Here is a 13,508-nt window from a genome sequence, read left to right on the forward strand (position 1 = left end):
GGCCACATATCAAGGGAATACTATGACGCGCCTTCAAATTGCTTCGGTCTGTCCTACCCCGCTGGAAGCAATTTCTTATTGGACGACTGCGCCGAACGAAACGGAGCCCAGTGAGCAGCAGCTTCCTATTTACACGGGCACGATTCGGGGGTTACCCGAAACGGTCAGCGCCCTGGTGGTTGCTTCTGATCTGCAGGGCGTGGTGCCGGCCGAGGATGAGGATGTCCTACTCGGGGAAGTCGTGGTAGACTATCTGGAGCTGCTGTACGCGCTGTACTTTCCGGGGCTTGCGAAGGAACGTACGTTGGCCTTGCTCTGCGGCGACCTGTATACCAACAAAGCCAGGCGCGGGGCAAGCGGAAATCCCATCAGCGTCTGGAACAAGTTCAACGCGGCTTTCGGGCGCACTATTGGCATTGCCGGCAACCACGACGATTTTGGTCCGGCCATCCATCAGGTGCAGGCTCTGAACAAGGCAAGCTTCCTGACCCAGGGCATGGTACACCAGCACGGGCTGGCCGTGGCAGGTATCAGCGGCATCATTGGAAGGCCCGATAAAAACTTCCGGCTGCCTGAAGCGGCCTACCTGCGCGCAGTGGCGGCCTTACTGCAGGGCCAGCCGGATATATTGCTCACCCACTTGTCGCCGGCTATTGCTGAGAAAGGCTTGCAGGGCGAGGAGCAGCTAACGGCCGTCCTGACCAAAGGCGACCCAACGCTCGTCTTTTGTGGCCATTCGCACTGGCCCGGTACCCAACCCGAGATATTAGCCAACGGCACCCAAGTACTGAATGTGGATAGCAAGGTCTTTCTCTTCAGCCAGGCTTAGGCCAGAGCGGCCCGGGAGCCGGCGTTTTTTAGATTTGGTTTAACTCCTTTCCCCTGAGCCGCTTGCCGGAACTGGCGCCACGCTGACCGCCAAAATCGGGGAAATCTGCGTAATCGGCTTAGTTCACGGCTTGGATTTACGTATGTTCAGAAGATGAAACGCCTCGTTGATGCTCTTGTGGATGACACCGACTTTTTTGTCGAGCAAGTCCAGATTACGGCCATTGTCTTTGATAACACCGACGACGTGACGGTGTGGGCCACCACCTTTTTTGACGACGACATCCACTTCTTCCACCTAGGGCTGCAGTTTCCCACGCTCGATTTGCTGTTGCGCCTGGCCGGGCCGCGGACGGAAGCTTTGCAGGAACAGATTGCCGACGCCCTGGCCACCGTTACGGACTGGCCCTGCCTGCTGGAATACACCACCGAGGACTCGCCGCCGGTGCCGCTGGATGGCGTGGCCATGAAGCTCTCCTGCACTTATCCCGCCGACGAGCCCGAGGAAGAAGAGGACAGTATGCCCCACAATATCTTTTACCTGGAAGGAGTATTCATGCGCCTGGAGCCGTGAAATGGCTGTTTCTTGCGTTAACGCTAACCGTCTGCTCCGTGTCTGCCTCTGCTGCCCGCGTCTTCTACCTGATTCCTGGCCTGGGCGCCGATGAGCGGGTATTCAAAAACCTGCTGCCCTTGCTCGACGGCGAGGCACACGTAATCCACTGGCTGACGCCCGAGGCCACCGAAACCCTACCCCAGTACGTGGCCCGTATGGCCCAGGCTGTACCGCCCGACCAGCCCTGCTTCGTGGTGGGTGTCTCGTTTGGGGGCGTAGTCGCCCTGGAAATTGCCCGCCTGCGCCCCTACGCCCGTGCCGTGCTAGTTTCCAGCATCCCCGACGCCGACGCTCTGCCCCGACTGCTGCGCGTCATCCGGGCCACCCGGGTGTATAAGCTGGTGCCGCCCCAGATGCTCAAGCTGTTTCCCCGGGCCGGACAGTGGTATTTCGGGGTACGCAATGGCGAGGAGTATCAGGTTTTCAAGCAGATCCTGAAGGACATGGAACCCAACTACACCCGCTGGGCCATCGACCGACTCCTGCACTGGGACAGTACCAACGTAGGTCAGAGCATCCAGATTCTGGGCTCCCACGACCGGGTATTCCCGCCCGGCCCCACGCCCGTAGAGCACCTGATTCCGGGCGGCACTCACTTCATGGTTCTGAGCCACGCCCCGGAAATCAGCCAGATTCTTAATATGCTGCCCACTGAGTAAAAATCGGCTACGGTCGGGCCCGCGCAGCAGGTTTCCAGCTGACTCTGGATTGACTACTACCCCAGTTATAGCACCGACTAGTCCTGACTTACTGCTCTTATCTTAGGGCTCCACTCGCCTGCTTCGTCCCGTTATGTCTGCCACTTACTCTTACCAAGGCCGCACGTTTTCCTTCGACCCCGCCACGCCGTTGGACATTTCTCTGCCTCTGGCGCCGGGTCCCGGGCAGGTCAACTGCTGGTGGGCTGAGCCGGTGGAGTTCGACGTTATCCGGGTCGGTAGCTTCGTGGGCAGCGTGGCCCTGGGCGGCAGCACTAACTACCAGCGCGTCCACCTGACGCCCCACGGCAACGGTACTCATACCGAGTGCTACGGCCACATCAGCCCCGCGTCCGAGGCCACGCTCAACCGCTGCTTACACCGCTTCCTGTTCGTAGCCCAGTTGGTATCCGTAGCGCCGCGCCCCCAAAACAATGGGGACTTAGTAGTAATGCTAGCCGACGTGCAGCCCTTAGTGGAAGCGGCTGTTGTGGCTCCCGAGGCCTTGGTGCTTCGGACCTTACCCAACGACGATGCCAAGCACCACCGCCAATACTCGGGCACCAACCCCACTTATTTAGAACCCGCCCTGGCGCACTACCTCGTAGCCCGCAATATTGAACACCTACTCTTGGATTTGCCCAGCGTCGACCGGGAGGAAGACCAGGGTGCCCTGCTCGCCCACCACGCTTTCTGGCAATATCCTGACAACCCGCGCGCGCACTGCACGATTACGGAGCTCATCTTCGTGCCCGGTGCAGTGGTTGACGGTCTGTATTTGCTCAACCTACAAATCACCAGCCTGGAGCTGGACGCCAGCCCAAGTAAGCCAGTGCTATACTCGCTCACCTAGCCTCGGCTAGCGGGCTGCTTGGCGCAACGCAAAAAGGGATAGCCCGGTAGGACTATCCCTTTTCTGTATCGAACCAGCTCCAAAGAGCTGTAGCGGAGCTACTTAAGCAGCAACCTCGGCAGTTTCGCTAACCGGAACAACCGTTACGTACGAACGGTCCTTGCGGCCTTTGCGGAACTGTACCGTGCCGTCTACCATCGCGAACAGCGTGTGGTCCTTGCCGATACCCACGTTCTGGCCGGGGTGGTGCTTGGTGCCGCGCTGACGCACGATGATGTTACCAGCAATGATATCTTGACCGCCGAAGATCTTCACGCCCAAGCGCTTGGAATGTGATTCGCGGCCGTTGTTGGAGCTACCTACGCCTTTCTTGTGTGCCATTGTATTTAGTACTTAGTGCTTGGTTATCAGTGCTTAGAATGTCGCGTTAGAGCCGAGCGACGCTGGAATAACCCAGGCACCAAGCACTAACAACTAAGCCCTAATTAGCCGATGCTGTTGATCATTACTTTGGTGAACTGCTGACGGTGACCGTTCAGCTTCTTGTAGCCCTTACGGCGCTTCTTCTTGAATACCAGTACTTTGTCGCCCTGTACGTGCGACAGGATAGTACCAGTTACGGTTACGTCCAGCGTGGGGGCACCAATGGTGATGGTCCCGTCGCTGTCGGTCAGCAGGGCTTTGCCCAGCTCTACCGTATCGCCGACGTTGCCAGCCAGTCGGTGGGCGTATACAAATTTATTGGCTTCGACCTTGGTCTGTTTCCCGGCTATGTTGACAATTGCGTACATCGGCGTCTTCGCGGTTTCTGAAAAATGGAAGGCAAAAGTAGAAGTTCCATTTCACAAAAGCAAACCTAACTCGTTAATCATCATTCACTCGGGTCAGTTGGGGGCCTTGCAGGGTTGGTAGCCAAGGCCCTCAACAGTCCCTTAAGGAACGCCTGAGCGGGCACACGCATACTAAATTTGTGGATAAACCAAATTGTCCACAGGTGAAATGTGGATAACTTTTCCAAAAATGGGTCAATTGCCCTCTTTTCGCCCCATTTTGGGTCAATTGCGAGATGCGGAAATATTGGAGCTATACAGAAAAATTAGCGGAGAAAAAACGTGAAAGCGGCGGAGTCGGAGTTTATATTTGATGCTTCGACCCGGCTCAGCCACCCCAAAAAGCTGCCAAACATTTCGCCTTGGCCCGGGGTTGGCAAGCTGTTCTTCCTGCCCGTTCAGGTTTTGTTAGAAGATCTTTCCACGCCTTACTTCCTTGCTATGGAACCCTTGCTCGTCGAGAATCCCAACCGCTTCGTGCTCTTCCCCATCCAGAATGACGATGTGTGGCAGATGTACAAAAAGGCCGAAGCCTCCTTCTGGACGGCCGAAGAAATCGACCTTTCCCAGGACCAAAAAGACTGGGACAACCTCAACGACAACGAGAAGCACTTCATCTCGCACGTACTGGCTTTCTTCGCCGCCTCCGATGGCATCGTGAACGAGAACCTGGCCGTTAACTTCATGCAGGAAGTGCAGATGCCCGAGGCCCGCTGCTTCTACGGCTTCCAAATCATGATGGAAAACATTCACAGCGAAACCTATTCGCTGCTGATTGATACCTACATCAAGAACCCCCAGGAAAAGGACCGCCTCTTCAACGCCCTCGAAACCGTGCCCTGCGTGAAGAAGAAGGGCGAGTGGGCCCTGAAGTGGATCAACTCCGAGAACTTTGCCGAGCGTATCATTGCCTTTGCCGCCGTTGAGGGCATCTTCTTCTCGGGCTCGTTCTGCTCCATCTTCTGGCTCAAGAAACGCGGCCTGATGCCGGGCCTGACGTTCTCCAACGAGTTGATTTCGCGCGACGAAGGCCTGCACTGCGACTTCGCCTGCCTGCTCTACAGCTACCTGCAAAACAAGCTCAGCGAGGAGCGCGTGCACAGCATCATCCGCGACGCGGTGAGCATCGAGCAGGAATTCGTGACCGACGCCTTGCCCGTGAACCTGATTGGGATGAACGCCAAGAGCATGGCTCAGTACATCGAGTTTGTGGCCGACCGCCTGCTGGTGAGCCTGGGCTACAGCAAGATCTACAACTCGACGAACCCCTTCGACTTCATGGAAATGATTTCGCTGCAGGGCAAGACCAACTTCTTCGAGAAGCGCGTGGCCGAGTACCAGAAGGCCGGCGTGATGAGCGAACGGACCGAAAACGCCTTCTCCCTCGACGAGGACTTTTAAGCACCTGCTTTTATCAGCTTATAAAAGCCCGGCTTCCTCCCAGAAGCCGGGCTTTTTTGGGTCTACCACTCAGGCAGAATATATCTGCAAGCCTGTGTTGCAAGCGGCTCAGGAATGCCTCACATTTGTAAGCTGGGCCACCCTTCTTTCGGCGCAAAGCAGTGGTTTCAACTGTTTTCTAACGGACTTACAAGCGCCTGTCATTATTCCCCCCAATCGTTTACTGCGTATGCTTTTCTCTACTCCCTGGCAACTGGCCAAAGCAGGCCTGCTAAGCACAATCCTACTAGCGGCACTTACTGCCCAGGCCCAGACGGCCCCAACCTGGACTATGGCCAAGCGCCTGACCAGCGGCGGCCCCGACCCCACACGCAATGGAGCCGCCGTCGACGGGCTGCGGACCGATGCCAGTGGCAATGTCTTTACCGTAGGCGACTTTCACGGCACCCTGGACTTGGGCGGCACGACGTTCAGCACGATGCCCAGCGTGGCTGGCGACTACGACAGCTACCTAGCCAAATACAACGCCACGGGTACTTTGCTCTGGGCCAAGCATTTGAACGGGGCTTACCACGAAACGGTGGGGACTGCCCTGGCGGTAGATGCCGCTGGCAATACCTACCTGACTGGCTCATTCTACGGTTCTATTACTATTGAAGGCACTACCCTAACGGACCCTACCTACACAGCTGGTGGGTACCAGCTCAACGGCTACGTAGCCAAGTTTGCGCCGGCGGGCAATTTACTCTGGATCAAACGAATAGGCTCTACCACCAGCAGCCAGGGTAATGCTGCCGGTCAGGCTATTACAATGGATGGGGCCGGCAACGTGGTATTAACGGCCTCGTTTTCCGGCTCGGTCACACTGGGTACTACCACGCTCAACAGCACCGAGAACCCGGCCTTCTCTTACCCTAGTCAGGACCTCCTGCTGGCTAAACTCGACCCGCAGGGTACCGTACTCTGGGCCCGCAACGATGGCGGCACCGGCAGCGAGTGGCCCCAGGATATCACCGTCGACGGGGCCGACAACATTTATCTGGGCGGCAGCATTCAGGGCAACGCGGCATTCGGTACCATTCGCCTGACGGCCTCGGACATGAATTCGGATGGCGCGCTGGTAAAATTCTCGCCGGCCGGTACCCCACAGTGGGCTGTGAAGCTGCCTGCTACCGTAACTAGCCTGGGGAGAAACATAGTGCGCCACGTAAGCACCGACCTTGCCGGCAACGTCAGCCTGGTGGGCGAAGTGGAGGAAGACCTGCCATCGGGCGACATGTACCGGGCGGTAGTAGCACGCTACACAACGCAAGGCACGCTGGCATGGAGCCACCTCTCCACCCCTTCCGAGGCTAACTACAACGTGAGCATCGTAGTGGATGGGGCTGGCAACAGCTACGTCGGGTATCCGTTTATGACCAGCGTCAACTGGGCCGGCGTAAGCCTGACGGCCTCGGCACCCAACATCGTCAACTGCGCTATTTTCTCCCTGACTCCGCAAGGAACCCCACGCTGGAGCCTGCGCAACGACAGCGGCGACATCGGTCCTAATGCTCTTTCTCTTGATCAGAACGGCCTGCTCTACGTGGGTGGCGCTGCCAACGGGCCCGTGCAACTAGGCAACCTCCAACTGGCCGCCAATAGTGCCAACTACGAGCCTTTCTTTGCCCGCTTGAGCAATGTGACGCTAGCCACCAAGCCCGCCCAGAGCCTGGCTGCGCTGGCGCTTTACCCCAACCCAGCTAAGAACGCCGCTACCGTGAGTCTGCCCGCCCGCAGTGAAGCCGGTACCGTGGTGGTGCGCGACCTGACCGGCCGCCTGGTGCAGCAGGTTTCCTTTGCCGCCGCGGCCACGCAGGTGCCACTGCCGCTCAAGACGGTTTCTGCGGGCCTGTACACGGTGCAGGTTGTAACCGAGGCGGGCTTTAGCCCCCTGGCCCGCCTGGTGGTGCAGTAGCTTGTGGAGAAACCGGCGCGGACGGCGACTTAGGCCGAAGGTAAGCTCAGGGAGTCCCACCGGTCCTTCTTCCCCTGTAAGTAGATATCAATTCAGCCCTCGTTAGCGTTGCTTGCGGGGCTGTTTGCGGTTTGGCCATTTCTGCTCGGCTCCTGCTCTATCTACATATTCCCTTATTCGCCATGAAAGCTAGTATTGCCGGTAGCCTTGGGCTGGTGTTAAGTATTGCCGGCTGTGCCCAGGATGCTGCTTCCTACCAAACCCGGCTAAATCAGCCGCTGAAAAAGGAGCTGGAGGAAATTTACGCCCGTGACCAGGGGGTGCGGCAAAACGCACGAGCGGTGGTGGAGAAGTATGGCCAAAAGTCGCCACAGGTGGATTCGCTGGGCCGGGCCATGCAGCGCACCGATTCGCTGAACCTGCGGCGCGTGACGGCCCTGATTGACCGGTATGGCTGGCTGGGCAAGAGCCTGGTAGGCCCGGACGGCAGCGTTACGGCCTTTTTGGTGATTCAGCACTCCAACCTGCCCACCATGCAGCAGTACGCGCCCATGATGCGGGCCGCCGCGGCCAAGGGCGAGCTGGAGTACGCCAGCCTGGCCCTGGTGGAAGACCGGATTCTGACCTACCAGAACAAGTCCCAGATTTACGGCAGTCAGCTACGCACCAACCCAATAACGGGCAAAATGGAGCTTTTTCCTATCGAGGACGAGGCCCACGTGGATGAGCGCCGGGCCAAGATGGGTCTGGGTGCCCTGACCGAGTATGCCCAGAGCTTCGGCCTGGACTACAAGCCTAAGAAAGGCAGGTAGCGGGCTATTTCACGAATGCCCACGCAGAACTACTTGCCCATGGATGTTCCCCTTACCGTACAGGCCCAGGCCAACGAGGCGCTCCAAGTACTCAATGCCTGGCTGGACGAAGCCAAGGGCCAGGAAGTCGAAGCCCGCTACGGCGGGGCCACCTACTCCTTTCTGCTGGAAGCCTACCACGCGGCCCTGAACTACCCGGTCGACTGGGCAGAGGAAACCCTGGAAACCGTGCTGCCGAAGGTGGAGCACAGCCTGCGGGAGAAATATCCGTTTCTCAGCGCCGAGAGTATCCGGCGGCTGAGCGGCTGCTTTGCCTACGCCTGGAAGTGAGGCTTCCCGAAAACAGCCTAAAAGCCTCCATACACGAATGGGGGCTTTTGGCGTTTACTATGCCCGGCCCCTATCCCGACAATACCGAATCCCGGGCACATTCCCAACCTTATTTCCTGGGTCATTTTGCCCCTATATAGCCGGGCATGAATGACGAAAAAGGGCCTGAACAGCACTGCTTTAGCCTAATGTGGAAAACTTCTAAACTTTAGGTTTGTCCTACCCAACGGAAGCCGATAACTTCCGCTTCAGGAAGCCCGGAAAAGTTCCCGGCCGCCCCTGCTTTTGCACGTAGTCCCCGCCCTTTCACGGCGTGGTGTATTCCATACATAAATCCAACACAACCTCGCACGCTTATGCTGGTAATCAAACGCGACGGCCGCCGCGAATCCGTGAAATTCGATAAAGTCACGGCACGCATCGAGAAGCTCTGCTACGGGCTCAATCAGAACTTTATTTCCCCGATTGAAGTCGCCAAAAAGGTCATCGACGGCATCTACGACGGCGTCACGACCGTGGAGCTCGACAACCTGGCGGCCGAAACCGCTGCTTCGCTCACCACCAAGCACCCCGACTACGCCATCCTGGCGGCCCGGATTGCGGTGAGCAACCTGCACAAGGTGACCTCGAAGTCGTTTTCGAGCACCATGAAGCGCCTCTATACCTACGAGGACCCCAAGACCGGCGAGAATGCCTCGCTCATCGCCAAGGACGTATGGGAAATTGTGCACAAGCACGCCGCGACCCTGGACTCGGCCATTATCTACGACCGGGACTACTCCTACGACTACTTCGGCTTCAAGACCCTGGAACGCTCGTACCTGCTGCGCGTGGATGGCAAAGTCATTGAGCGCCCCCAGCACATGCTCATGCGGGTGGCCATCGGCATTCACAAGGAGGACATCGACTCGGCCATTGAAACCTACAACCTGATGTCGGAGCGGTGGTTTACCCACGCTACCCCGACCTTGTTCAACGCCGGCTCGCCCAAGCCCCAGCTCAGCTCCTGCTTCCTGCTCACGATGAAGGACGACTCCATCACGGGCATTTACGACACGCTGAAGAACTGCGCTCAGATTTCGCAGTCGGCCGGCGGCATCGGTCTGAGCATTCATAACGTGCGCGCTACGGGCTCTTACATCAAGGGCACCAACGGCACTTCCAACGGCATCATCCCGATGCTGAAGGTGTTCAACGACACGGCCCGCTACGTAGACCAAGGCGGCGGCAAGCGCAAAGGCGCCTTCGCCATCTACATCGAGCCCTGGCACGCCGACATCTTCGACTTCCTGGACCTGAAAAAGAATCACGGCAAGGAGGAAAACCGCGCCCGCGACCTGTTCTACGCCCTCTGGACGCCCGACCTGTTCATGAAGCGCGTGGAAGCCAACGGCGACTGGACGCTGATGTGCCCCAACGAGTGCCCCGGCCTGGGCGACACCTGGGGTGAGGAATTCGAGAAGCTCTACCACAAGTATGAGCGCGAAGGCCGTGGCCGCCGCACCGTAAAGGCCCAGGACCTGTGGTTCGCCATCCTGGAAAGCCAGACCGAAACCGGCACGCCCTACATGCTCTTCAAGGATGCCGCCAACAGCAAGAGCAACCAGCAGAACCTGGGCACCATCAAGTCGTCGAACCTGTGCACCGAGATTATGGAGTACACCGACGAAAACGAAATTGCCGTCTGCAACCTGGCTTCGCTGGCCCTGCCCCGCTTCCTGAAGGAAGAAGGCGGCCACCTGGTGTTCGACCACCAGAAGCTGTACGAGGTGACTTACCACGCCACCAAGAACCTGAACAAGGTAATCGACATCAACTATTACCCCGTGCCGGAGGCCGAGCGCAGCAACATGCGCCACCGCCCCATCGGTCTGGGTGTACAGGGCCTGGCCGATACCTTCATTGCCCTGCGCATGCCGTTTGAGAGCGACGAAGCCAGCGGCCTGAACAAGGACATCTTCGAGACCATCTACTTCGCGGCCATGACGGCCTCCAAGGACCTGGCCAAGAAGGACGGCGCCTACGAAACCTTCCCCGGCTCTCCGCTGAGCAAGGGCAAGTTCCAGTTCGACCTCTGGGGCGTAACGCCCGAGAGCGGCCGCTGGGACTGGGAAAGCCTGCGCCAGGAAGTGGTAGAGCACGGCGTGCGCAACTCCCTGCTGGTAGCGCCCATGCCTACCGCTTCGACTGCTCAAATCCTGGGCAACAACGAGTCGTTTGAGCCTTACACCTCCAACATCTACGTGCGGCGCGTGCTCAGCGGCGAGTTTATGGTGGTGAACAAGCACCTGCTGAAGGACCTGGTGAAGCTCGGCATCTGGAACGAGCAGATGAAGAACGACATCATTGCCGCCAACGGCTCGGTGCAGGACATCCCGACCATTCCGCAGCACATCAAGGACCTGTATAAGACGGTGTGGGAGATTTCCCAGCGCCGCATCATTGATATGTCGGCCGACCGGGGCGCTTACATCTGCCAGAGCCAGAGCCTGAACCTGCACGTGCAGAACGTGAACTTCGGCAAGCTGACCAGCATGCACTTCCACAGCTGGAAGAAGGGTCTGAAAACCGGCATGTACTACCTGCGCACCAAAGCCGCCGCCGACGCCATCAAGTTCACGGTGCAGAAGCAAGCCGCCGAAACCCTGGAGCCCCTGAACGCCATGGCCCAGAACGCCTCGGACATGGCCTGCTCCCTGGATAACCCCGACGCCTGCGAGGCCTGCGGGTCGTAAGGAGAGAATAAAGCTGATTAGCATAAAAGCCGCCGTTTCTTACTGAAGCGGCGGCTTTTTGCGCATATTGAGTTAGCTGTTCACTTGTATTTAGGTATTCTGTTTACCGCATGAAATTGTTTATTGCTGCACTTACAACCTTTGGCATTTTCATGAATGATGAAGCGTTGTGCCAAGGCTTATTCAGTAGATATAAAATTGAAATTATAGACACTGTTATTGCTGGTAAGCCGGTAAAATATCGGATGTTTTACAACAAGCTGAATCACAAAGCAGGGCTTGTTCTTGGCAAAAGCAAGATAGAAAGTACAGTGTATGTAAAGGATAGCCTATTTGCTATGGCACCCGGTAATACAGACACCAAGAAAGTATATGTGTATACCAATATGAATAAAAACGTTACTTTATTTAATGCAAGTAGCGCGGGTAAGAAGGATGGAATCTGGGTTAAGTACGACTCTAGTAATCATGTAGAATTTATTGAATACTATAAAGCTGCTGAATTACTCATGATCCTACATTTCAGAAGAAACGGCTCGTTGCAGGCTGTCAATTGGTATGAAAAAGAACGGGCACCTTATAAGTGGCTTTATGACAAGACAGGAAGAATAATAAATCACTCACCTGATTTTTAAGATCCCGCAGGGCTTGACTGTACCGAGTAACAGCCACATTACACTGAATATGACTGAGCGCCGATTTCTTCTGGTTCTGTATCTGGTGGCCATAGCTGCTGCCATACCGCTGGTTGCCTACGCCTTTGGAACTAGCCTTGGTCTTTCCAGCAGCGGGGCCTTCATTCTGTTTCGCTTGCTGGGAAGCCCGATTCTATTATTTCTGTTCGGCGGAATATTAGTTGCACAAGGCAGAATGCACAGCTTCTTTGGAATACTTTTTCTGCTGATAGGAATCAGCTGGTGCGTGGAGCTTTATTACGAGCTCGGGGACGGTGCCTGAGTGAGTTATGATGTTCCCAGCACAGCCGAGCGACTGCCGATAGCTCGGTACGAATAAGCGAATTATAAACTTACTGTCTAACCTACTCTGATATGACTCCACCCATTAGCGGAACAGTTTACTTTGAAAAGCCACTCCCAGCTTTAGAAGTCATTATTCAAAAGGCAATAGAAAATACCGGCTTGCAGTTAGCGTATTCGGAAGACAGAAGGTTCATTCGATGCAATGACCCGGAAGTATCCGTCTTTATAACCATAAAAGAGCCAGGCTGCTACTGTATATCTACATTTTATTCTAGTAGCGATGTGCACCGTTACCTTCTGTCGGCCACTCTGCATACACTTGTTCAGCTAGGGGGTATATATCGGCTGGTAGTTCTCAATACGGTTAAGGAAAAGACGGTGTCTGCGTGGGCTAAACTGCCGTGGGAAACAGCAAAATCATTGATTCCAAAGAATCCCTAGCTGTCGCAGCTCCTTCAGCCACTCAGTGACGGCCGGAAGTAAGTCCCTTGACCTCTCCAACAACTGTTTCCAAGCCCGGCTGCTGCCCCGGGGCTTGGAAACAGTTGTTTTAGGGCCCATCTACTCCCCCGGAGCTTGAAAACAATCGTTGGAAGGCTCCGGGGGAGTAGAGGAGCTTCTATTTTTTTGTTGCCGGGCGCATCTGCTCCCCCGGGGCTTAGAAATAATTGTTTCCGGGCTCGGCTACTGCTTGACAGTATACAATCAGAACGGTATATTCCTGAAGTTGTATCCTTTAACTCATTTATCCATGTCTAGTAATCCTATCGAGTCGGCCGCTACGCCGGCCAAACCGGCTAAGCCCGCCAACCGGGCCGGCCAACTACCAACCTCCGCCATTGCGCTGGCGGAAGTAGCCACCAACGCCGCCAAGGCCTGGCAAAGCTCGGAGCTGCCGGCGCTGCTCTGGCTCACCAAGGCCGACTTTGCCGCCCAGGCGGCCGCCTTCGCCGACAGCCGCGACGCGGCCGATGCCGCCGGGGATGCCCGCACCCCGCAAGCCAAGCGCCTGAAGACCCTGGATAAGCTGCTGGATAAGAGCCTGACCTACGTGAAAGCCTACCTGGCCGAGGCCAACGATGATAAAACGGCCTATTACGGAGAGTTTGGCATCGAGAAGATGGGCAAAAACTACCGGCTCCCTACCGCCCGCCCCGAGCGGGTAAAGTCCCTGGACAAGCTGCTCAAAGCCCTTAAGGCGCACAAATTCGACAAGAACAAGTACGGCACCGCCCACTGGGAGCCCCTAGTGGAGGAATACAAGGAGCTGGTGCAGCAAACAACCCACGCCAGCGGGCAGCGCAGCGGCAAGGTCAGCAGCAAGGACCAGGGCGAGGAGCAGGTGCGCAAGGCCCTGCGCGCCCTCATTCACCATATCAAGGCCCAGTTCCCCGATACCTTCGAGGCCAAGCTGCGGGAGTTCGGCTTCCAGAAGGAAAGCTATTAGCAGTTCGGAAGCACTTATCAA

At 56.7% G+C, this 13,508-nt stretch carries 13 protein-coding genes; 11 read left to right on the forward strand and 2 right to left on the reverse strand.

Annotated elements, in window-relative coordinates:
• The first annotated feature begins 22 nt into the window (after positions 1 to 22).
• The 4 genes from MUN80_RS04195 to MUN80_RS04210 all read left to right on the forward strand — a co-directional run bounded on the left by MUN80_RS04195 (position 23) and on the right by MUN80_RS04210 (position 2,995).
• Positions 23 to 829 (forward strand): metallophosphoesterase family protein, encoded by an 807-nt coding sequence (locus MUN80_RS04195; protein WP_244720039.1) that lies wholly within the window; start codon positions 23 to 25, stop codon positions 827 to 829.
• A 153-nt stretch (positions 830 to 982) separates the two neighbouring features.
• Positions 983 to 1,402: a hypothetical protein gene (locus MUN80_RS04200; protein ID WP_244720042.1), complete on the forward strand. Its 420-nt coding sequence runs from the start codon at positions 983 to 985 to the stop codon at positions 1,400 to 1,402.
• A 38-nt stretch (positions 1,403 to 1,440) separates the two neighbouring features.
• Positions 1,441 to 2,103: an alpha/beta fold hydrolase gene (locus tag MUN80_RS04205; protein ID WP_244720044.1), complete on the forward strand. Its 663-nt coding sequence runs from the start codon at positions 1,441 to 1,443 to the stop codon at positions 2,101 to 2,103.
• Between the two features lie 133 nt (positions 2,104 to 2,236).
• Positions 2,237 to 2,995, forward strand: coding sequence for a cyclase family protein (locus MUN80_RS04210; RefSeq protein WP_244720047.1), 759 nt, complete (start codon positions 2,237 to 2,239; stop codon positions 2,993 to 2,995).
• Between the two features lie 102 nt (positions 2,996 to 3,097).
• On the opposite strand, the gene rpmA is transcribed toward MUN80_RS04210, so the two are convergent.
• On the reverse strand, positions 3,098 to 3,376 hold the full coding sequence (gene rpmA, locus MUN80_RS04215) for a 50S ribosomal protein L27 (RefSeq protein WP_244720049.1): 279 nt from the start codon (positions 3,374 to 3,376) through the stop codon (positions 3,098 to 3,100).
• 104 nt (positions 3,377 to 3,480) lie between these two features.
• Positions 3,481 to 3,786 carry a 50S ribosomal protein L21 gene (gene rplU / locus MUN80_RS04220; RefSeq protein WP_226186335.1) on the reverse strand — a complete coding sequence of 102 codons (306 nt, stop codon included), beginning with the start codon at positions 3,784 to 3,786 and terminating at the stop codon, positions 3,481 to 3,483.
• 480 nt (positions 3,787 to 4,266) lie between these two features.
• Here rplU and MUN80_RS04225 point away from each other — a divergent pair, with 480 nt between their 5' ends.
• The 7 genes from MUN80_RS04225 (at position 4,267) to MUN80_RS04255 (ending at position 13,487) form a co-directional block, all read left to right on the forward strand.
• On the forward strand, positions 4,267 to 5,226 hold the full coding sequence (locus MUN80_RS04225; protein WP_244720051.1) for a ribonucleoside-diphosphate reductase small subunit: 960 nt from the start codon (positions 4,267 to 4,269) through the stop codon (positions 5,224 to 5,226).
• 229 nt (positions 5,227 to 5,455) lie between these two features.
• On the forward strand, positions 5,456 to 7,183 hold the full coding sequence (locus MUN80_RS04230; protein ID WP_244720053.1) for a T9SS type A sorting domain-containing protein: 1,728 nt from the start codon (positions 5,456 to 5,458) through the stop codon (positions 7,181 to 7,183).
• Between the two features lie 182 nt (positions 7,184 to 7,365).
• A complete protein-coding gene (locus MUN80_RS04235) occupies positions 7,366 to 7,995 on the forward strand; it encodes a DUF6624 domain-containing protein (protein ID WP_244720055.1) in 630 nt (209 codons plus the stop codon).
• Positions 7,996 to 8,034: 39 nt separating this feature from the next.
• Complete coding sequence (locus tag MUN80_RS04240) at positions 8,035 to 8,325, forward strand: hypothetical protein (protein WP_244720057.1); 291 nt, start codon at positions 8,035 to 8,037, stop codon at positions 8,323 to 8,325.
• A gap of 356 nt (positions 8,326 to 8,681) precedes the next feature.
• Positions 8,682 to 11,060, forward strand: coding sequence for a ribonucleoside-diphosphate reductase subunit alpha (locus MUN80_RS04245; RefSeq protein ID WP_244720059.1), 2,379 nt, complete (start codon positions 8,682 to 8,684; stop codon positions 11,058 to 11,060).
• A gap of 110 nt (positions 11,061 to 11,170) precedes the next feature.
• Positions 11,171 to 11,695, forward strand: a complete 525-nt coding sequence (locus MUN80_RS04250) for a hypothetical protein (protein WP_244720061.1) — start codon at positions 11,171 to 11,173, stop codon at positions 11,693 to 11,695.
• Between the two features lie 1,096 nt (positions 11,696 to 12,791).
• Positions 12,792 to 13,487: a hypothetical protein gene (locus tag MUN80_RS04255; RefSeq protein ID WP_244720064.1), complete on the forward strand. Its 696-nt coding sequence runs from the start codon at positions 12,792 to 12,794 to the stop codon at positions 13,485 to 13,487.
• The last annotated feature ends 21 nt before the right edge of the window (positions 13,488 to 13,508 follow it).

The sequence above is a fragment of the Hymenobacter cellulosivorans genome, assembly GCF_022919135.1.
Classification (GTDB): domain Bacteria; phylum Bacteroidota; class Bacteroidia; order Cytophagales; family Hymenobacteraceae; genus Hymenobacter; species Hymenobacter cellulosivorans.